Origin of the sequence: Streptomyces sp. SCL15-4 (genome assembly GCF_033366695.1) — a bacterium.
GTDB lineage: Bacteria > Actinomycetota > Actinomycetes > Streptomycetales > Streptomycetaceae > Streptomyces.
This window is the reverse complement of sequence record NZ_JAOBTQ010000001.1, coordinates 4,649,380-4,668,156: the sequence shown is the minus strand read 5'-3', so window position 1 is coordinate 4,668,156 and position 18,777 is coordinate 4,649,380. Positions and strand designations below refer to the sequence as shown.

General features: G+C 72.5%; 18 protein-coding genes and 1 tRNA gene. 7 read left to right on the top strand and 12 right to left on the bottom strand.

Annotated elements, in window-relative coordinates; all coding sequences use genetic code 11:
* Nucleotides 1-42: 42 nt before the first annotated feature.
* The gene (locus tag SCK26_RS20590) at nt 43-1,218 is read left to right on the top strand and encodes an FAD-dependent oxidoreductase (protein ID WP_318206056.1); all 1,176 of its coding nucleotides are present in this window, start codon (nt 43-45) and stop codon (nt 1,216-1,218) included.
* A gap of 17 nt (nt 1,219-1,235) precedes the next feature.
* On the opposite strand, the gene SCK26_RS20585 is transcribed toward SCK26_RS20590, so the two are convergent.
* Together SCK26_RS20585 and SCK26_RS20580 are read right to left on the bottom strand one after the other, a co-directional pair.
* Entirely contained in the window at nt 1,236-2,642 is a 1,407-nt protein-coding gene (locus tag SCK26_RS20585; protein WP_318202769.1) for an FAD-dependent oxidoreductase, read from the bottom strand.
* Between the two features lie 10 nt (nt 2,643-2,652).
* The gene (locus tag SCK26_RS20580) at nt 2,653-3,306 is read right to left on the bottom strand and encodes a rhomboid-like protein (protein ID WP_318202768.1); all 654 of its coding nucleotides are present in this window, start codon (nt 3,304-3,306) and stop codon (nt 2,653-2,655) included.
* Here SCK26_RS20580 and SCK26_RS20575 point away from each other — a divergent pair.
* Nucleotides 3,305-4,216: an aminoglycoside phosphotransferase family protein gene (locus tag SCK26_RS20575; RefSeq protein WP_318202767.1), complete on the top strand. Its 912-nt coding sequence runs from the start codon at nt 3,305-3,307 to the stop codon at nt 4,214-4,216. The genes SCK26_RS20580 and SCK26_RS20575 overlap by 2 nt on opposite strands.
* 40 nt (nt 4,217-4,256) lie before the next feature.
* Here SCK26_RS20575 and SCK26_RS20570 read toward each other — a convergent pair.
* A tRNA-Thr gene (locus SCK26_RS20570) sits at nt 4,257-4,330 on the bottom strand.
* Nucleotides 4,331-4,535: 205 nt separating this feature from the next.
* On the opposite strand from SCK26_RS20570, the gene SCK26_RS20565 reads away from it, so the two are divergent.
* The 3 genes from SCK26_RS20565 (at nt 4,536) to SCK26_RS20555 (ending at nt 7,207) form a co-directional block, all read left to right on the top strand.
* Nucleotides 4,536-5,672 (top strand): sn-glycerol-3-phosphate ABC transporter ATP-binding protein UgpC, encoded by a 1,137-nt coding sequence (locus SCK26_RS20565; protein ID WP_318202766.1) that lies wholly within the window; start codon nt 4,536-4,538, stop codon nt 5,670-5,672.
* A 157-nt stretch (nt 5,673-5,829) separates the two neighbouring features.
* A complete protein-coding gene (locus SCK26_RS20560) occupies nt 5,830-6,291 on the top strand; it encodes a hypothetical protein (protein WP_318202765.1) in 462 nt (153 codons plus the stop codon).
* 184 nt (nt 6,292-6,475) lie between these two features.
* On the top strand, nt 6,476-7,207 hold the full coding sequence (locus SCK26_RS20555) for a nucleotidyltransferase family protein (RefSeq protein ID WP_318202764.1): 732 nt from the start codon (nt 6,476-6,478) through the stop codon (nt 7,205-7,207).
* Nucleotides 7,208-7,279: 72 nt separating this feature from the next.
* Here the strand turns inward: SCK26_RS20555 and SCK26_RS20550 are convergent, their stop codons facing one another.
* The 7 genes from SCK26_RS20550 to SCK26_RS20520 form a co-directional block, all read right to left on the bottom strand.
* Nucleotides 7,280-8,953: a DoxX family protein gene (locus SCK26_RS20550; protein WP_318202763.1), complete on the bottom strand. Its 1,674-nt coding sequence runs from the start codon at nt 8,951-8,953 to the stop codon at nt 7,280-7,282.
* Nucleotides 8,954-9,102: 149 nt separating this feature from the next.
* Nucleotides 9,103-10,044 (bottom strand): 23S rRNA (guanosine(2251)-2'-O)-methyltransferase RlmB, encoded by a 942-nt coding sequence (rlmB, locus tag SCK26_RS20545; RefSeq protein WP_318202762.1) that lies wholly within the window; start codon nt 10,042-10,044, stop codon nt 9,103-9,105.
* Between the two features lie 89 nt (nt 10,045-10,133).
* Entirely contained in the window at nt 10,134-11,537 is a 1,404-nt protein-coding gene (cysS, locus tag SCK26_RS20540) for a cysteine--tRNA ligase (protein WP_318202761.1), read from the bottom strand.
* A gap of 58 nt (nt 11,538-11,595) precedes the next feature.
* The gene (locus tag SCK26_RS20535; RefSeq protein WP_318202760.1) at nt 11,596-12,000 is read right to left on the bottom strand and encodes a PPOX class F420-dependent oxidoreductase; all 405 of its coding nucleotides are present in this window, start codon (nt 11,998-12,000) and stop codon (nt 11,596-11,598) included.
* A gap of 57 nt (nt 12,001-12,057) precedes the next feature.
* Nucleotides 12,058-12,552, bottom strand: coding sequence for a 2-C-methyl-D-erythritol 2,4-cyclodiphosphate synthase (gene ispF / locus SCK26_RS20530; protein WP_318202759.1), 495 nt, complete (start codon nt 12,550-12,552; stop codon nt 12,058-12,060).
* Nucleotides 12,542-13,294: a 2-C-methyl-D-erythritol 4-phosphate cytidylyltransferase gene (gene ispD, locus SCK26_RS20525; protein WP_318202758.1), complete on the bottom strand. Its 753-nt coding sequence runs from the start codon at nt 13,292-13,294 to the stop codon at nt 12,542-12,544. The genes ispF and ispD overlap by 11 nt, the downstream gene beginning before the upstream one ends.
* A gap of 279 nt (nt 13,295-13,573) precedes the next feature.
* A complete protein-coding gene (locus SCK26_RS20520; protein WP_003953493.1) occupies nt 13,574-14,056 on the bottom strand; it encodes a CarD family transcriptional regulator in 483 nt (160 codons plus the stop codon).
* A gap of 616 nt (nt 14,057-14,672) precedes the next feature.
* On the opposite strand from SCK26_RS20520, the gene SCK26_RS20515 reads away from it, so the two are divergent.
* Nucleotides 14,673-15,368: a DUF461 domain-containing protein gene (locus SCK26_RS20515; protein WP_318202757.1), complete on the top strand. Its 696-nt coding sequence runs from the start codon at nt 14,673-14,675 to the stop codon at nt 15,366-15,368.
* Nucleotides 15,369-15,520: 152 nt separating this feature from the next.
* Here SCK26_RS20515 and SCK26_RS20510 read toward each other — a convergent pair whose 3' ends face one another.
* Together SCK26_RS20510 and SCK26_RS20505 are read right to left on the bottom strand one after the other, a co-directional pair.
* Complete coding sequence (locus SCK26_RS20510) at nt 15,521-16,201, bottom strand: response regulator transcription factor (RefSeq protein WP_030612283.1); 681 nt, start codon at nt 16,199-16,201, stop codon at nt 15,521-15,523.
* Nucleotides 16,198-17,499 carry a sensor histidine kinase gene (locus SCK26_RS20505; protein WP_318202756.1) on the bottom strand — a complete coding sequence of 434 codons (1,302 nt, stop codon included), beginning with the start codon at nt 17,497-17,499 and terminating at the stop codon, nt 16,198-16,200. Before SCK26_RS20505 ends, SCK26_RS20510 begins: the two co-directional genes overlap by 4 nt.
* A 237-nt stretch (nt 17,500-17,736) precedes the next feature.
* On the opposite strand from SCK26_RS20505, the gene phoU reads away from it, so the two are divergent.
* The gene (gene phoU, locus SCK26_RS20500) at nt 17,737-18,426 is read left to right on the top strand and encodes a phosphate signaling complex protein PhoU (RefSeq protein ID WP_318202755.1); all 690 of its coding nucleotides are present in this window, start codon (nt 17,737-17,739) and stop codon (nt 18,424-18,426) included.
* Nucleotides 18,427-18,777 lie beyond the last annotated feature (351 nt).

Genomic DNA, 18,777 nt, shown 5'->3' with positions numbered 1-18,777 from the left:
CGGCGGGCCCCCGGCCGTCGTACCGGTCAAGGAGACGGACCGATCCCAGGAGACTTGATGCGTCACATCACCGTCATCGGCGGCGGCTTCGCCGGGCTCACCGCCGCGATCACCGCCGCCGAGGCCGGGGCCAAGGTCACCGTGTACGAGGCCCACCGCACCCTGGGCGGGCGGGCCCGGACGGCGCCGGGGCCGTACCGGACCAACGAGGGGCCGCACGCGGTCTACTCCGGCGGCCCGCACTGGACCTGGCTGCGGCAGCGGGACCTGCTCGGCCCGCTCGCCGCCCTGCCGCCGCTGGAGGCCGCCCGGCTGCGGCTGCGCCACCACGGCGCGCTGCGCCGCACCCCGCCCTTCGGCATGCTCAAACTGCTGCGGCCACGCCTCGGCCCGGCCCCGGTCGACACCGACTTCCTGAGCTGGGCCACCGGGATCGCCGGCGAGGAGGGCGCCCGCGCGGCGGCCCACTACGCCGCCGTCGCCCTCTTCCACCACGACCCGGGCGGCCTGTCCGCCGCCTTCGTGCAGGAGCGGCTGCGCCGGGCCGCCAAGCTGCCGCCGGAGGCGCACTACCCGCGCGGCGGCTGGGGCGCGGTCGTCGAGCGGATGGCCGCGCGGGCCTGGAACCTGGGCGTGCGGATCGAGACGGGGGCCCGGGTGGACGCCCTGCCCGAGAACGCCCAGGTCGTCGTCGCCACGGCCCTGCCCGCCGCCCGGCGGCTGCTCGGGGACGACTCGCTGACCTGGCCGGGCAGCCGTACCGTCCTCGTCGACCTCGCCGTACGCACCCGGCGCGGGGACGCCTTCGCGGTCTCCGACCTCGACGCGCCGGGCTGGATCGAGCGGTTCACCGCGCAGGACCCGTCCCTCGCCCCGGCCGGGGAGCAGCTGATCCAGGGGCAGTTCCCGATCGGGCCCGGACGGCGCCGGGCCGAGGGGAGAGCCCGTGCCGAGGCCCTGCTCGACCTGGGGTTCCGGGGCTGGCGGGAGCGGGTGACCTGGCGGCGGGAGGCCGTGGCGGACGGCCGTACGGGGGCCGTGGATCTGCCGGGCCGCACCTGGCGGGACCGGCCGGCCGTGGACCGCGGTGACGGCGTGTACCTGGTGGGCGACCAGGTGGCGGCGCCGGGCGTGCTCGCGGAGGTGTCCTTCAACAGTGCCGTCACCGCCGTGTCGTTGATCCTGGGCCGGCCCGCCGCCGGCCTGAAGCACGCGTGAGGCCGGACCGGGCCCGGTCAGTGGCGGCCCGCCACCCGGTCCGCCAGCCGGGCCAGCCGCGAGGACCGGATGTCCGGGTACCTGCGTTCGCGCCGGTCGGCGGCGCGGTAGGTGGCGTACATGCCCCGCACGCCCAGCCAGCGGAAGGGTTCCGGCTCCCACTTGCGGACCCGGTGGCCCACCCAGGGCAGCTCCGTCAGCTCGGTCCGCCCGCCCTGGCCGGAGTCCTGCCGGACCAGGTCGCGCAGGGTGCGGGCGGCCAGGTTGGCGGTGGCGACGCCGGAGCCGACGTAGCCGCCCGCCCAGCCGAGCCCGGTGGAGCGGTCCAGCGAGACGGTGGCGCACCAGTCGCGCGGCACGCCGAGCACCCCCGACCAGGCGTGCTCGATCCGCACGCCCGCCAGGGCCGGGAAGAAGCGGGTCAGGATCTCGCGCAGCGCCGCGACGGCCGCCTCCTGCGTGCGGCCGTCGTTGTCGGTGCGCGAGCCGAAGCGGTACGGCACCCCGCGCCCGCCGAGCGCGATCCGGCCGTCGGCCGTGCGCTGGGCGTACATGTAGGCGTGCGCCATGTCGCCGAGGGTCTCCCGGCCCGTCCAGCCGATCGCCGCCCACTGCTCCGCGGTCAGCGGCTCGGTCGCGATCATCGAGGAGTTCATCGGCAGCCAGGTCCGCCGCTGGCCCTTGAGGGCCGCGGTGAAGCCCTCGGTGCAGCGCAGGACATAGGGCGCGCGGACCGTGCCGTAGGGGGTGACCGCGTGCTTGGGGCGGATCTCCGTCACCGGCGTCGACTCGTGGATGGTCACCCCGAGCGCCGCCACGACCGCCGCCAGTCCCTTGACCAGCTTCACCGGGTGCAGCCGGGCGCCGTGCGGGGTCCAGGTGGAGCCGACGGCGTCCGCGACCCGGACCCGCTCGGCCGTCTGCCGGGCGCCGTACAGCTCCCGGTCCGTCTCGCCGTAGGACAGCTCCTGCGCGTGGAACGCCCTCAGCCGGGCCAACTGCGCCGGAGTGGTCGCCACTTCGAGGACACCGCCTTGATGGATGTCGGCGTCGACGCCCTCCGCGCGGGCCACCGCGACCACCTCGGCGACCGTGTCGTTCATCGCCTTCTGGAGCCGTACGGCGGCCTCGTGGCCGTGCAGCCGGGCGTACCGGTCGCGGCCCGCGATCCCGTTGTACAGCCAGCCGCCGTTGCGGCCGGAGGCGCCGTAGCCGCAGAACTTCTGCTCCAGCACGGTGATCCGCAGGAACGGCGCCGCCTTCTTCAGGTAGTACGCCGTCCACAGGCCGGTGTACCCGCCGCCGACGATGACGACGTCGGCGGACGCGTCCCCGGTCAGCGGCTCGCGCACCGCCGGAAGACCGTCGTCCGCGTACCAGAACGAGACGCCGCCGTTGACGGCGTTGCTTGCCGAGCTGTTCATGGCCGGGACGTTAACCCCTGGCCCCGGCCGGTGTCTCCTTCGGATTCCGTGCTTTTCCCCGCCCTCCGACCAGCGGATAGCAGGCGAGACCGAGCAGCGCCGCGAGGAGGTGGCCGACGTCGGTGAAGGTCGGCCCGGCGGCCAGCGGCAGCGCGAACACGGCGAGCACCGCCGCGAGATACCCGTACCGCCAGGGCACCGCGAGCCGGTAGCCGAGCACCGCCATCACCCCGGCCAGCGCGTAACTCACCCCGATGTCCAGGGTGTCGACGGCCGTGAGCGGGGCCCGGCCCGTGCGGATCGCCGCCAGCAGCAGGGCCTCGCTCGCCAGCGACGCCCCCACGTGGGCGAGCGCGCACACCGCGAGCCAGCGGGCCGTGCCCAGCCAGCGCTCGGCCGGCGCGTGGAACACCGTGTACAGGAAGGCGTACGGCAGCCAGTGCCCGCTCTCGATCCACATCGCGCTCGCCACCAGCACCCGCACCGGGCTGCGCGACAGCTCGTGCAGGTTCGTCGACCGGTGCCGCAGGAAGTTCTCCTCGAACCCGGACGGCATGGAGTGCAGCACCACCGTCGTGACGAACAGGATCCCCAGCCACACATGGGTGCCGGGAGCGGCGCGGACGTACGCCCACGCCCGGCCCGGGACCCGGTTGATTCGCATGAGCCGATTCACGCACGCCGGTATCGTCCGACCGGTGATCGACATTCCCGCGAAGCTCGCCGAGGCACAGGAGATGTACAACGGCGCGACGGGCAAGGCGTTCATCACCGCGCTGCCGGACCTCGCGGCCGGTTTCCTGGACCGCTGGGAGCTACGGCTCGACGGGCCGTCCATGCACGGCGTCAGCGCCCTGGTGCTGCCGGTGGTCCGCGCCGACGGCCTCCGCGCGGTCCTCAAGCTCCAGCTGCCCGACCACGAGAGCGAGGGCGAGCCGGTCGCGCTGCGCGCCTGGGACGGCGACGGGGCCGTACGGCTCCTCGACCACGACCCGGCCACCGGCACCATGCTCCTGGAGCGCCTGGACGAGACCCGGATGCTGGCCCACCTCGCCGACACCCGCCAGGCGGTCCTGGTCATCGCCCGGCTGCTGGCCCATCTGACCTCCTTCCCGGCCCCGCCCGGACTGCGCCGGCTCGGCGACATCACCGCGTCCATGCTGGAGCGCACCCCCCGGGCACTGGCCCGCATCCCCGATCCCGAGGCCCGCCGGATCGTCGCCGACTGCGCCGCCGCCGTCCGCGAGGTCGCCGCCGAACCCGGCGACCGGCTGCTGCACTGGGACCTGCACGACGAGAACGTGCTGGCCGCCGAGCGCGCCGACTGGCTCGCCATCGACCCCAAGCCGCTGGCCGGCGACCCCGGCTTCGAACTGTGGCCCGCCCTGGACAACCGGTTCGAGGCGGCCGAGGTCCGCTGGCGCTTCGACGCGATGACCGACGTCCTCGGCCTGGACCGGGCCCGGGCCCGCGCCTGGACCTTCGGCCGGCTGCTGCAGAACGCCCTGTGGGACGTGGAGGACGGCCGCCCCATCGAGCCCCGCCAACTGGAGATCGCCCGCCTGCTGACATGAGAAAGCCCAGGTGGGAGCGGGTCCCACCCGGGCTTGCCGGAGCCCCCTGTCGGATTCGAACCGACGACCTTCGCTTTACAAGAGCGGCGCTCTGACCAGCTGAGCTAAGGAGGCGCGCACCGGGGTGCTCGTGCAGTGTACCCAGGTCCGGGGGGCGGCCTGTCGAAAATTTCCGCGAAGTTCACCGGGGCCGAAGTACTGACAGGCAGGTGATCGCCAGGTAGCGTCTCGGTCCAGTTCACCTCGGTGGACTACGCCAACCACCTTCCTACAACGGATCGTCCGGCACGTTCCTGCCGGTAGAAGGGGGCCCTTCACCATGGCCACAGTCACGTTCGACAAGGCGACCCGGATCTACCCGGGTTCCGACAAGCCCGCCGTCGACGCGCTCGACATCGCGATCGAGGACGGCGAGTTCCTCGTCCTGGTCGGCCCGTCCGGTTGCGGCAAGTCCACCTCGCTGCGAATGCTCGCGGGCCTGGAGGACGTCAACGGCGGCGCCATCCGCATCGGTGACCGCGACGTCACGCACCTGCCGCCGAAGGACCGGGACATCGCCATGGTGTTCCAGAACTACGCCCTGTACCCGCACATGACGGTCGCCGACAACATGGGCTTCGCGCTCAAGATCGCCGGTGTGCCGAAGGCGGAGATCCGGCAGAAGGTCGAGGAGGCCGCGAAGATCCTCGACCTCAGCGAGTACCTGGACCGCAAGCCGAAGGCGCTCTCCGGCGGTCAGCGCCAGCGTGTCGCCATGGGCCGCGCCATCGTGCGCGAGCCGCAGGTCTTCCTCATGGACGAGCCGCTGTCCAACCTGGACGCCAAGCTGCGTGTCTCCACCCGTACGCAGATCGCCTCGCTCCAGCGCCGGCTCGGCATCACCACCGTCTACGTCACCCACGACCAGGTCGAGGCCATGACGATGGGCGACCGCGTGGCGGTCCTCAAGGACGGTCTGCTCCAGCAGGTCGACTCGCCGCGGAACATGTACGACAAGCCCGCGAACCTCTTCGTCGCCGGCTTCATCGGCTCCCCGGCCATGAACCTGATCGAGGTCCCGATCACCGACGGCGGCGTGAAGTTCGGCAACAGCGTCGTCCCGGTCAACCGGGAGGCCCTGAAGGCCGCCGCCGACAGGGGCGACCGCACGGTCACCGTCGGTGTGCGTCCCGAGCACTTCGACGTGGTCGAGCTGGACGGCGGCGCCGCCGCGTCCCTGACGAAGGACACCGCCGACGCCCCGGCCGGCCTCGCCGTCTCGGTGAACGTCGTGGAGGAGACCGGCGCCGACGGCTACGTCTACGGCACCGTCGAGGTCGGCGGCGAGCGCCGGGACCTCGTGGTCCGCGTCAACAGCCGCGCCGTGCCGGAGAAGGGCGCCACGCTGCACGTCGTGCCGCGGCCGGGCGAGACCCACGTGTTCTCCACCTCCACCGGCGAGCGGCTGACCGACTGACGGCCCCACCGCACCCGAAGGGCCCCGCACGCTCGGCGTGCGGGGCCCTTCCCGTGGGCTGCTTCGTCAACCCGTTACTCGGAAATCCGTACGTTCTCATCACCCAAAGGGGTGACACATTGTCCTCATGTCGTTACCGGGCGCTACCCTCACACGCGTGAAGCACTCCACCACCCCACAGACGCGACGCGGCCACCGGGGCGGCCCTGCCCGCCGGATCGGCCGCACTCTCGCCCTCGTCCTGCCCGTCGTCATGGTGCTCTCCGGGACCCTCGCGGTCACCCGGGTCAGCTGGACGGGGAGCCCCGCCGGCTCGGTGCTGGCCGCCTCCGACGTGACGTCGGCGACGGTTCCCGCCCGGACGGCCGCCCGCGCACCGCAGGACGTGCTCCGCGAGCGACTGATGAGCGAACTCCAGCACAAGGACCCGGGCGCGGTGCTCACCCACCTCCAGCGGGCCGTCAACGGACGCCCCGCGCTCGCCCGGCACTGCTCCTCCATCGCCCGCGCCCTCGGCACGGCCGCGGTGCGCATCTACGGCGCCCCGCGCGCCCAGTCCTACGCCCGGCCCGTGTGCGACACGGCCTTCGCCTCGGGCGTCCTGGCCGCCCACGGCTGACACGGACGACCGGCGGCGGCCACCCGCACGACCACCCCACCCCACCACGGCGGGCACGCGACCCCTCTCACCGCCACCCGCCGTGCCAAGACCAGACGGCCTCCTCACCGCCGCCCGCCGCGGCCGGGCCGCGCAGGGTGTTGCCGCTGCCCGGGCGCGGTGAGGCGCCACGTACAGTGCCGTCATGACCCATCCGAGCGCCGCGTCGCGCCCCACTCAAGCCGTGGTCCTGGCCGGTGGCCAGGGCTCGCGGCTGCGTCCGTACACCGACGACCGGCCCAAGCCGATGGTCGAGATCCCCGGCACGGGCACGCCGATCATCGGCCACCAGCTCACCTGGCTCGCCGAGGAGGGTGTGACGGACGTGGTGGTCTCCTGCGGCCACCTCGCCGATGTCCTGCAGAACTGGCTGGACTCGGCCGATCTGCCCGTCTCCGTCACCACCGTCGTGGAGAACGAGCCCCTCGGCCGCGGCGGCGGCCTGCGCTATGCCGCCAAGCGGCTGCCCCATCCCGACCGCCCCTGGTACGCCACCAACGGTGACATCTGGACGCGGTTCTCCCTGCGGGACATGGCCGACTTCCACACCGAGCGCGACGCCGTCGCGACCCTCGCGCTGGCCCGGCCGCGCCTGCCCTGGGGCGCGGTGCAGACCGACGGGTTCGGGCACATCACCGACTTCATCGAGGCCCCGCCGTCCACGTTCGAGATCAACGCCGGTGTGTACGTGTTCTCGCCCGGGTTCGCCACGCTGCTGCCCGAGCGGGGAGACCACGAGCGGACGACGTTCCCCCGGCTGGCCCGGGAGAACAAGCTGGCCGGGTTCCCCATCCCGCAGGGAGCGTACTGGCGGGCCATCGACACGGCGAAGGACCTGACCGAGGCGGCCAAGGAACTGGCGGCCCTGAGCCGCTGACCCCGTACGCCGAAGAGGCCCCGTACCGCAGAGGTACGGGGCCCTTTCGCGCCTTTCGCGCCTTCCGTGCCGTCAGCCCAGCAGGCCGCCCACCAGGCCCGGCTGTCCGGTGGCCGTGGAGCCGCCCGAGGTGGTGCCGGTGGAGGTGCCGCCGGTCGACGTGGTGCCGCCGGTGGTGGTCGTACCGCCCGTGCTGGTCGGGCCCGCCGTGGTGCTGGGGACGCCGCCCGTCGGCGCGGACCGACGCGGCGGGACCTGACCGGTGGTGCCCTGGGTCTGGGTCGGGGCCGCGGTGGTGGCCCCGGTGGTGGCGCGGCCGGCGCCGGGCGGGGTCGCCGCCTGGGAGGGGCTCGCGCCGGCCGTGGCACCGTCCGTGGGCGTGGCGGAGGCCGCCGGTGCCTTCTTGTGGCGCTTGCCGGGCTCCTGCGGGAGCGGGGAGCCGGGCAGCTGGTTGCGGGGGGCCTCGCCGGGGCCGGGGACGACCACGCGGCCGGAGTCGCGGACCGCGCCGCCCAGCAGCGAGCCGATGAGCAGGGTCAGGCCGACGGTGACGGCCGTGATCAGCGCGCCGCGGCGCAGCACGTAGCCGCGCAGCTCCCAGATGTCGGAGCGGGGGCCGAGCCGCCGCCAGGCGCCGCCCGCGAGGCGGCCGTCCACCGAGTACACCGGGGCGCCGGCGATGACCAGCGGGGACCAGGCGGCCAGGTAGATGATGTCCGGCGCGTCGTAGGCCGGGACCGTCTTCCAGCTGACGGTGACGATCAGGGCCGCCGAGAGCAGGGCGCCGACGACCGCGGCCACGCGCTGCCAGCAGCCCAGGATGGTCAGGACGCCGACGACGACCTGGAGGAAGGCGATGACCAGGCCGGAGCCGACCGGGTGCTGGAGCGCGAACTGGCGCAGCGGCTCGGCCACGTCCCACGGGTGCAGGGTGTTGAGCCACTTCACCATGGAGCCGCGCTCGCCGCCGTCGAAGTAGACGGGGTCGCACAGCTTGCCCATGCCGGCGTAGATGGAGATGAAGCCCAGGAAGATCCTGAGCGGGAGCAGGACCACGCCCAGGTTCATCCGGCGGCCCGGGTAGTAGGCGTGCCGGGCCGGGTCGTCGCTCTGGCGCCGGGTGCGGCGCGGATCGGCTTCCTCCTGGTCCGGGTCGGGCCCGGCCGGGTACGCGTCGTACGGGTCGTGGCCGGCGTCGGGGTGGGACGGGGGGTCGTAGGCGCCGGTGACCGTGCGCATGTGCGGCAGGAGGCGGGTGGCGTCGGGGGCCGTGCGCTGGTGGCCGACGACCGGGGTCTCCACGGTCTGGTCGAGTTCGGCGTAGCCGTCGGCGTAGCCGCTCTGCACGCGCGGGATGACCTGGGTGGCGCCGGCCTCGGGCTCGTCGGCGTGGCGGACGCTGCCCCGCACGGCCTGCAGGAGCCGGTGGGCGCCGGTGTCGTCGGGGGCGGACCGGCCGCTCCAGACGACCGGGCGGCGTCGGCCGGTGGCGTCGGCCGCCCGGCCCGCCGTGCCCAGGACCGGCCTGCGGGCGGTCTCCTGGCCGGTGGCGTTCAGATGCCGGGTGATCCGGGGGGACTGGGTGCCCTTGGCCGTCGCGCCCAGCTGCACGCGGAAGCTGGCGTGATTGACGATGACCTGCGCCGGATCGCTCGGCACCTTCACCATGCTCAGCGCGGGAGCGTCGTCGAAACCCGACGAGCGGTCCCCCGTGGGTGTGCGGGGTGTTCTGGTGTCCACACTCATCTAACCGAGTGACGTGGTGTTAGGACACTGCTTTGACCGCCCGGATGTGTCCGGACCCCGTCAAAGCCGTGCCCACCCCGTCGCGGCCACCCGAATCAGCCCTCAAGAGGGAGGCACCGGACGGGTGTTCAGCCCGCCCGGGCCCTCGGTCAGCTCCGCCTGCGCGCGGCCTCGTACAGCACGATCCCGGCCGCCACGCCCGCGTTGAGCGACTCCGCGCCGCCCGGCATCGGGATGCGCACCCGGAAGTCGCAGGTCTCGCCGACCAGGCGGGACAGGCCCTTGCCCTCGCTGCCGACGACGATGACCACCGGACCCGCGAGGGCCTGCAGCTCGCCGATTTCGGCCTCGCCGTCCGCCGCCAGGCCGACCACCGTGAGGCCGGCCTTCTTGTAGGCCTCCAGGGTCCGGGTGAGGTTGGTGGCGCGGGCGACCGGCGTGCGGGCGGCCGTACCGGCGGAGGTCTTCCAGGCGCCCGCGGTCATGCCGGCCGAGCGGCGCTCGGGGACGACCACGCCGTGGCCGCCGAAGGCGGAGACCGAGCGGACGACGGCGCCGAGGTTGCGCGGGTCGGTGACCCCGTCCAGAGCGACGACCAGCGGGTCCTCGCCCTCCTCCGCGGCGGCGTCGAGGAGGTCCTCCGGGTGCGCGTACTCGTACGGCGGGACCTGGAGGACCAGGCCCTGGTGGTTGAGGCCGTTGGTCATGCGGTCCAGCTCGGGGCGCGGGGCCTCCATGAGGTTGATGCCGCCGCGCTCGGCGGCGAGCTGGAGGGCCTCGCGGACGCGCTCGTCGTTGTCGATGAACTGCTGGACGTAGAGCGTGGAGGCGGGGACGCCTCCGCGCAGCGCCTCCACCACCGGGTTGCGGCCCACCACCATCTCGGAGGCGGACCTGCCGCCGCCCCGGCGCTGCGGTGTGCGGCCCTGCGCGCGGCGCGTCTTGGCCGCGGCGGCGCGCTGCTTGGCGTGCCCCTTGCGCATTTCGGCGGGCGGGGTCGGGCCCTTTCCTTCCAGGCCCCGGCGTCGCTTGCCGCCGCTGCCGACCTGCGCGCCCTTCTTGCCGGACATGCGGCGGTTGTTCGCGGCCATGAGTTACCCGTCTCCGTTGAGGCTTCGTACGTACGTCTTATGCAGTGTGCCGCCCGGAGGGCCGGGCGGCACAGTCGATCAGTCGCCGGTCAGCGCGCGCCGAGGCTCCAGCGCGGGCCCTGGGGGCTGTCCTCGATGACGAGCCCGGAGTCCTTGAGCTGGTCGCGGATGGCGTCGGCGGTGGCCCAGTCCTTGCGGGCGCGGGCGGACTCGCGCTGGTCGAGGACCAGGCGGACGAGGCTGTCGACCACGCCGTGCAGGTCCTCGCCCCGGTCGCCGGCCTCGCCGGCCCAGTGCGCGTCGAGCGGGTCGAGCCCGAGGACGCCGAGCATGGCCCGCACCTCGGCGAGCCGGGCGACGGCGGCGTCCTTGTCGTCGGCGGCGAGGGCGCTGTTGCCCTGCCGGACCGTGGTGTGCACGACGGCGAGGGCCTGCGGGACGCCCAGGTCGTCGTCCATCGCCTCGGCGAAGGCGGGCGGGACCTCGTCGGCCGGCTCGACGGTCTTCCCGGCCAGCTCGGTGACCCGCTGGACGAAGCCCTCGATCCGCGCGAACGCGGACTCGGCCTCGCGCAGCGACTCCTCGCTGTACTCGATCATCGAGCGGTAGTGCGGCGTGCCCAGGTAGTAGCGCAGCACGACCGGGCGCCACTGCTTGACCATCTCGCTGACCAGGACGCTGTTGCCGAGCGACTTGGACATCTTGTCGCCGGCCATGGTGACCCAGGCGTTGTGCACCCAGTACCGGGCGAACTCGTCGCCGTAGGCCTTGGCCTGGGCGATCTCGTTCTCGTGGTGCGGGAAGATCAGGTCGAGGCCGCCGCCGTGGATGTCGAAGGCGCTGCCCAGGTACTTGTGGGCCATGGCCGAGCACTCCAGGTGCCAGCCGGGGCGGCCCGGGCCCCACGGGGTCGGCCAGCTCGGCTCGCCGGGCTTGACCGCCTTCCACAGGGCGAAGTCGCGCGGGTCCCGCTTGCCGGTCTCGCCCTCGCCGGACGGCTGGAGCAGGTTGTCCAGCTCCTGCCGGGACAGCTCCAGATAGCGGGAGAAGGAGCGGACGTCGAAGTAGACGTTGCCGTCGGCCGCGTAGGCGTGCCCGCGGTCGATGAGGCCCCGCATCATCTCGACCATCTCGGTGATGTGGCCGGTGGCGCGGGGCTCGTAGGTCGGCGGCAGGCAGCCGAGGGCGGTGTAGCCCTCGTCGAACGCGCGCTCGTTCTCGTATCCGATCGACCACCAGGGCCGGTGCTGCTCGTGGCTCTTGACGATGATCTTGTCGTCGATGTCGGTGACGTTGCGGATGAACGTCACCTCATAGCCGCGGTAGGCGAACCAGCGGCGCATGATGTCGAAGTTGAGACCCGAGCGGATGTGGCCGATGTGAGGGGCCGCCTGCACGGTGGCGCCACACAGGTAGATCGAGACGCAGCCCGGCTTGAGCGGGGTGAAGTCACGGATCTGCCGGGCGCTGGTGTCGTACAGGCGAATAGTCACCACTCCAGAGTAGTGGGCGCATGGCGGTGCCATGCGCCTTCCCCGGAGGAACGCCTCCTCACAGCCTTCCTACGACCTTCCGCGGCCGGATGCGCACGACCACGCGCTGGGCGTCGTTGACCGAGTCGGGGTTGAAGTCCTTGTAGTCCTTGCCGGTGTACTTGCGGCTGAGTTCGTTGATGAGTTCGGGGCCGTCGTCCGTCGTCATCTCGGCGGTGCCGCGGATCTCGGCGTACTCGTACGGGGACTCGGGGTTCAGGACGACGGCCGTCACCCGGGGGTCGCGCTGGAGGTTCAGGTACTTGCGGCGGTCGACGGTGGTGGAGAAGAGCAGGTCGTCGCCGTCGCGCTTCACCCAGACCGGGGACAGCTGCGGGCTGCCGTCGGGCTGGAGGGTGCCGACGACGATGAACACCTTGTCGTCGAGCACGGACTTCAGGCGGTCGGACAGTACGGCGGACATGGGTACCCTCCGGAGTCCAGGGATCACTGGTGGTCGTGAGGGTACCCTCGCACGCCGTCAGTTCACCCGCACCACCAAGGCCGTCGCCACCGCCATCAGCCCTTCCTCACGGCCGGGGAAGCCGAGGCCGTCGGTGGTGGCGCCGGAGACCGACACGGGCGCGCCGGCCGCCTCGGAGAGGATCTTCTGGGCCTCGTCGCGGCGCTTGCCGATCTTCGGGCGGGGGCCGATCACCTGCACGGCGACGTTGCCGATGGCGAAGCCCGCCGCCCGGACGATCCGCGCGGCCTCGGTGAGCAGCGTGGTGCCGGAGGCGCCGGACCACTCGGGACGGCCGGTGCCGAAGTGCTGTCCCAGGTCGCCGAGCCCGGCGGCGGAGAACAGCGCGTTGCAGGCCGCGTGGGCGACCACGTCGGCGTCGGAGTGGCCGGCCAGTCCGGGTCCCTCGCCCTCCCACTTCAGGCCGGCGCACCACAGTTCGCGGCCCTCCTCGAAGGCGTGGATGTCGGTGCCGATGCCGACCCGGGGAAGCAGCGGTGCCTCAGAAGCCATCGGTGAGCCTCCTGCGGGCCAGGACCGCCTCGGCGAGGACCAGGTCCAGCGGGCGGGTGACCTTGAAGGCCTCCTCGTGACCGGGGACGGCCACGACCGTCAGTCCCAGTTGCTCGACCATGCTCGCGTCGTCGGTGACGTTCTCGGTGACGGTCTCGTGGGCGCGGACGAGCATCGCCCGGTCGAAGCCCTGCGGGGTCTGCACGGCGCGCAGCCGGGCCCGCTCGGGAGTGGCGACGACCGGTTCCGGCTCGCCGGGCGCGGCCGCGGGTTCGACCTGCTTGACCGTGTCGGCCAGCGGCAGCGCGGGCACCACGGCGGGGGCGCCGTCGCGGACGGCCTCCACGACCGCGTCGACCGTCTCGACCGGGACCAGCGGGCGGGCCGCGTCGTGGACCAGCACGATGCCGTACCGCGGCGGCAGGGCCTCCAGGCCGAGCCGCACCGACTCCTGGCGGGACTCCCCGCCGGGGACGACCAGGAAGTCGGTCCTCTCGGGCAGCGCGTGCGCGTCGAGCAGGGACTTGACCTCGGCGGCACCGTCCGGCGGGGCCACGACGACCACCAGGGAGACATGGCGGGACGCGGCGAGGGCGCGGACCGCGTGGATGAGCATGGGCGTGCCGTTCAGCGCGCGCAGTGCCTTGGGGGCGCCCGGACCGAGGCGCACGCCCCGGCCGGCGGCGGGAATCACGGCGGCGACGGGGTGCTGCGCGGGCGTGGGGCGCGATTCGTCAGACATCGGTTCCTGTCAGGTTTGTGTGCTCGACCTACGTGGGTATGGCCTGGAGGAGTGCCGGGCGCGACGCCTTGACCGGACCCTTTCCGTGACCCTGGTCGAGCCATCCGCCCGGGCCCGGCACGCCGAGTATCGGGGGGTCGGTCCACAGACTTTCCGAGGCACGCCCCGCGGGGACGAAGATGCCGCAGTGCCCGGCGACAGGGTCAGTGTCATCGGGCACCGCGGCATTTCACTGCTGTGCTGGGCGTGCCGGAAGCGAGGGTTCGCTGCCGCTGCGCGTCAGGAGGCGAGCACCTCGTCGAGCAGGGCCTCGGCCTTGTCTTCGTTCGTGTTCTCCGCGAGCGCCAGCTCGCTCACCAGGATCTGGCGGGCCTTGGCGAGCATGCGCTTCTCACCGGCGGAGAGTCCGCGCTCGCGCTCGCGACGCCACAGGTCGCGCACGACTTCCGCGACCTTGATGACATCGCCGGAGGCGAGCTTCTCCAGGTTTGCCTTGTAGCGACGGGACCAGTTTGTGGGCTCCTCGGCGTACGGCGCGCGCAGCACCTCGAAGACTCGGTCCAGTCCGTCCTGACCGACCACATCACGCACGCCGACGAACTCCGCATTGTCCGCTGGCACACGTACCGTCAGGTCACCCTGGGCGACCTTCAGCACCAAGTAGGTCTTGTCCACGCCTTTGATCTGGCGAGTTTCGATAGCCTCGATCAGCGCGGCCCCGTGATGGGGATAGACCACGGTGTCGCCAACCTTGAACGTCATGTGACAGGTACCCCTTCCGTGGCTATCCAGGGTAACACGGATACGGCGTCTTCTGAATGGCGTTTTCGCAGGTCAGGGCATATCTCGGGGCTTGACAACAGCAACCGGGACGTGCTGCGAGGGACCTGGGGAAGCGGGTATTCGCAGGTGGGAGGGGCTCTCCGGGCAAGGGGAAACGCGTACGTTACACGCCTCGGGAGGGCGTTCCAAGTGGAGGAACGTCCCGGTTTGTCCGGCGTCAGCCGTGCGACTTCCGCTACTCCGTTCGGTGCCCACCGGTGGATGTGAGCCGATTCAGGAATTGATCAACGGCAGTCGGACGGGCGCGCCGTGATCAATATCCGGGAGCGCCGCACATTCCTTCACGGAAATTTCGCGCGGGGTGCGGCAAGGCGCGCACCACCGCGTAATACGAATGCCGGACGAGCGTCCCGCAATGTGACCGAGGAGTCACTTGTGCCCCGGCGCGGTACCCCCACCTGGAGGGATGGACGGGGCTTGGGGGAGGGTCGGGTGCGGCGGCATCGGAACGGCTCGGTAACCTAAGCCCGCTGACAGACACTTAGGGCGGCTTTATAAGAGGAGCCGCCCGCGCGTTCAAGGAGTTGCCGCCGCCGTGAGCAGCAGCCTTCGACGCGGCGCCCTCGCCGCCTCCGCCATCGTCTTCTCGATCGCCTCGCTCGCCGCATGCGGCGCCGGCAACGACTCGCAGACCCTGGAGATCCAGCCGGACAACGCGGCGACCAGCGTCGGCGCCATCAAGATCCAGAACGCCCTGGTCATCACCCAGCCCGATCTGAAGTCGACGGGTCCCGCGGTGATCTCCGCGACCCTGTTCAACTCCGGCGACACCGCCGAGACCCTGGAGTCCGTCGCCCTGGCGGGCGGCACGTCCGCCGAGCTGAAGCCCGTCAAGGGCAAGAGCGTGACCGTCCCCGCGGGCGGCTCGCTGGTCCTCGGCGGCAAGGGCAACGCCTCCGCCACGCTGCCGAGCGGCCGCGAGGCCGTCCAGGACGGCAACGCCCAGAAGATCACCTTCACCTTCAGCAAGACCGGCAAGGTGAGCCTGGGCGCCTTCGTGGTCCCGGCCACCAGCTACTTCGACCAGTGGGGCCCGTCGCAGATCCCGTCCGCGTCGGCGTCCGCCTCGGCCTCGAAGTCCGGCGCGCCGGGCGCGCACGCCTCCGCGAGCGGCAAGCCGGAGCACAGCGGCGAGCCCGGCAAGACCGGCGAGGCGACCCCGTCCGGCAGCGCCTCCGGCGAGGCCGCCACTCCGGGCGACTCGGCCTCGCAGTCGGCCGCCGGCCACTGACGCGTCGAAGGGCCGCCGGCTCGCCGTGGCCGAGCGGCCCGTCGTGCGCACGTCGGCGTACCGGGACGTGTGCGCGTACCAGCCGCGTATGACGAAGGGCGGCACCCCGCGCGGGGTGCCGCCCTTCGTCATACGTCCGGACCGGTCGCGGCCTACGGCTCGAACTTGTAGCCCAGCCCGCGCACCGTCACCAGGTAGCGCGGCGCGCCCGGGTCCGGCTCGATCTTGGCGCGCAGGCGCTTGACGTGGACGTCCAGGGTCTTGGTGTCGCCCACGTAGTCGGCGCCCCAGACCCGGTCGATGAGCTGCATGCGCGTGAGCACCCGGCCCGCGTTGCGCAGCAGCATCTCCAGCAGGTCGAACTCCTTCAGCGGAAGGTCGACCTTGGAGCCGGCGACGGTGACCACGTGGCGGTCGACGTCCATGCGGACCGGACCCGCCTCCAGCGCGGCCGGGGCGACCTCCTCCGGCTCGCCGCGCCGGCGCAGCACCGCGCGGATGCGGGCGACCAGCTCACGGGAGGAGAACGGCTTGGTGACGTAGTCGTCGGCTCCTATTTCGAGACCGACGACCTTGTCGATCTCGCTGTCCTTCGCGGTCACCATGATCACGGGAACGTTGGAGCGGCCGCGCAGCTGGCGGCAGACCTCGGTGCCGGGCAGGCCCGGCAGCATCAGGTCGAGGAGGACCAGATCGGCGCCGTTGCGCTCGAACTCGTCCAGTCCGTCGGGACCGGTCGCCGCGACGGCGACCTCGAAGCCCTCCTTGCGGAGCATGTACGACAGGGCGTCGGAGAAGGACTCCTCGTCCTCGACGACGAGCACACGGGTCACGGAAGGACCTCCGGGGCGGGAAGCGAAGCGTACGGGGATGAGTCGGTGGTGCCGGCCTCGTCGTCGAGGCCGGGGTGCTGCTGTGCGCGGTCGCGGGCCGCGCCCGCCTCCGGCAGCCTGAGGGTGAAGGTGGAGCCCTGGCCCTCGGCGCTCCAGACCGTGACCTCCCCGCCGTGCGAGGCGACCACGTGCTTGACGATCGCGAGACCGAGACCGGTGCCGCCGGTGGCGCGGGAGCGGGCCGGGTCCACGCGGTAGAAGCGCTCGAAGATGCGCTCCTTGTCCTTGTCGGAGATGCCGATGCCCTGGTCGGTGACGGCCAGTTCGATCATGTCACCACCGGGCGCGGAGATCCGGCGGGCCGCGATGCCGACGCGGGTGCGGGCCGGGGAGTAGTTGACGGCGTTCTCGACCAGGTTGCCGAGGGCGGCGGCCAGCTGGCCGCGGTTGCCCCACACGTGCAGGTCGGCGGCGCCGCCCTCCCGTCGCCCGCCACCACCCTGATCGGCCCCTTCGGGCGCCCAGATGTTCGTGGCCATCGTGATCTGCTTGGTGCCCGCCTGGTGGCGGCAGCGGTCGATGGCCTCGGCGACCAGCTCGTCCACCCGGACGGGCTCGGCGTCCTCCAGCGGGTCGTCGTTCTGCACCCGGGAGAGGTCGATCAGCTCCTGGACCAGGTTGGTGAGGCGGGTCGCCTCGATCTGCATCCGGCCGGCGAAGCGCTGTACGGCCTCGGGGTCGTCGGAGGCGTCCATGACCGCCTCGGAGAGGAGGGAGAGCGCGCCGACGGGCGTCTTCAGCTCATGGCTGACGTTCGCCACGAAGTCGCGTCGTACCGCCTCGATTCTGCGGGCTTCCGTCAGGTCCTCGACCAGCAGCAGGACCAGGCGGGAGCCGAGCGGGGCCACGCGCGCGGAGACCGCGAGGGCCTCGCCGCGCCCGGTGCCGCGCCGGGGGAGATCCAGTTCGACCTGGCGTATCTCTCCGTCCCTGCGCGTGTCCCGGGCCATCTGGAGCATGGGCTCCACGGACAGCGTGCCGCCGCGCACCAGCCCGAGGGCGTAGGCGGCGGAGCTGGCCTTGACGACGGCGTCGGCCTCGTCGAGGACGACGGCGGAGGAGCGCAGCACCGACAAGACGGTGTCCACGCCGGGCGGGAGTACGGGATCGGTGTGCAAGGAAGTCCTGGTCGGTCGCTTCTGGTCGCGTTCGCTCCAGCGGAACGCCAGCATGGCGATGACGCCGGTGAGCACCCCGGCGATCGCTGCCGCTGCGGCGACCGCCGCGTTCACGTCCATGTCTCAAGGTTAGGCATGGGGTACGACATGCCCACAGCCGTCCGGGTGCGACCTCGAACACTCGTCGCCCAGAGTTCACCTTGGAGCCAGCACTGGTTCATTCGGGATGGCGGAAACAGACGCGTACGGGGCACAGCGTGGAACGTGGGGCACGTACCGCCGGTTTCGCCAGGGGCGCACGCGTGATGTGACGGCCCCCGACATTCCCGGACGACGACGCACGAGAGGGAACCGACAATGCGGGACGCGTACCACGAGGAACTGGACTCGATCGGCGACGGACTGGTGGAGATGGCCCGGCTGGTCGGATCGGCCATCGGGCGCGCCACGACCGCCATGCTCGACGCGGATCTGAAGCTGGCCGAGAGCGTGATCGAGGCCGACAAGAAGGTGGACGAGCTCCAGCACGACCTGGAGGCCCGGGCGATAGCCCTGCTGGCCCGGCAGCAGCCGGTGGCCACGGATCTGCGGATAGTCGTCACGTCGCTGCGGATGTCCGCCGACCTGGAGCGCTCCGGCGACCTCGCCCAGCACGTGGCGAAGCTGGCCCGCCTGCGCTTCCCGGAGCGCGCGGTCCCGCAGGACCTGCACGCCACCATCCTGGAGATGGGCCAGCTCGCGCAGCGCCTGATGGCGAAGGCCGCGGAGGTCATCGTCACCAAGGACGTCGATCTCGCGCTCCAGCTGGAGCAGGACGACGACGAGATGGACCTGCTGCACCGCACCCTCTTCCAGCACCTCATCGACGACCGCTGGAAGCACGGCATCGAGACGGCCGTCGACGTCACGCTGCTGGGCCGCTACTACGAGCGGTACGCGGACCACGCGGTGGCCGTCGCCAAGCGGGTGGTGTACCTGGTGACCGGCGAGCACGCGGACGAGCTTCAGCCGGACATCCAGGGGGTGCCGGGGGTGGAGGGGGCGTAGCCCTCCGGAGGCTCGGGGGGGCTCGGGGGGCTCGGGGGGGGCTCGGGGGGCTTGTCGTGGCGCTGTCGGTGTGGCGGGGAGTCGGTGTGGCCGCGCCCTGGTGCCCCTGGCCGGGGGATGCCTGGGGCCGGAGGGCCGGGACGGTGCCGGAGACGTGGGGGTGACCGGTGACTCGGCGGTGGCCAATGGCCCAGGGGTGACCGGTGACCCGGGGGTGGCCGATGACCCGGCGGTGGCCAATGACCCAGGGGTGACCGGTGACCCGGGGGTGGCCGATGACCCGGCGGTGGCCAATGACCCAGGGGTGACCGGTGACCCGGCGGTGGCCGGACGCCTCCGTGCGCCGTTGAT

What these genes read in the sequence shown, in the direction of transcription:
- SCK26_RS20550 (WP_318202763.1), bottom strand. Translation starts at nt 8,953, where the DNA reads ATGAGTGTGGACACCAGAACACCCCGCACACCCACGGGGGACCGCTCG.
- SCK26_RS20520 (WP_003953493.1), bottom strand. Translation starts at nt 14,056, where the DNA reads ATGACGTTCAAGGTTGGCGACACCGTGGTCTATCCCCATCACGGGGCC.
- rlmB (WP_318202762.1), bottom strand. Translation starts at nt 10,044, where the DNA reads ATGGCCGCGAACAACCGCCGCATGTCCGGCAAGAAGGGCGCGCAGGTC.
- SCK26_RS20535 (WP_318202760.1), bottom strand. Translation starts at nt 12,000, where the DNA reads ATGTCCGCCGTACTGTCCGACCGCCTGAAGTCCGTGCTCGACGACAAG.
- SCK26_RS20575 (WP_318202767.1), top strand. Translation starts at nt 3,305, where the DNA reads ATGAGCCGATTCACGCACGCCGGTATCGTCCGACCGGTGATCGACATT.
- phoU (WP_318202755.1), top strand. Translation starts at nt 17,737, where the DNA reads ATGCGGGACGCGTACCACGAGGAACTGGACTCGATCGGCGACGGACTG.
- SCK26_RS20505 (WP_318202756.1), bottom strand. Translation starts at nt 17,499, where the DNA reads ATGGACGTGAACGCGGCGGTCGCCGCAGCGGCAGCGATCGCCGGGGTG.
- SCK26_RS20580 (WP_318202768.1), bottom strand. Translation starts at nt 3,306, where the DNA reads ATGCGAATCAACCGGGTCCCGGGCCGGGCGTGGGCGTACGTCCGCGCC.
- ispD (WP_318202758.1), bottom strand. Translation starts at nt 13,294, where the DNA reads ATGTCTGACGAATCGCGCCCCACGCCCGCGCAGCACCCCGTCGCCGCC.
- SCK26_RS20555 (WP_318202764.1), top strand. Translation starts at nt 6,476, where the DNA reads ATGACCCATCCGAGCGCCGCGTCGCGCCCCACTCAAGCCGTGGTCCTG.
- SCK26_RS20565 (WP_318202766.1), top strand. Translation starts at nt 4,536, where the DNA reads ATGGCCACAGTCACGTTCGACAAGGCGACCCGGATCTACCCGGGTTCC.
- ispF (WP_318202759.1), bottom strand. Translation starts at nt 12,552, where the DNA reads ATGGCTTCTGAGGCACCGCTGCTTCCCCGGGTCGGCATCGGCACCGAC.
- SCK26_RS20585 (WP_318202769.1), bottom strand. Translation starts at nt 2,642, where the DNA reads ATGAACAGCTCGGCAAGCAACGCCGTCAACGGCGGCGTCTCGTTCTGG.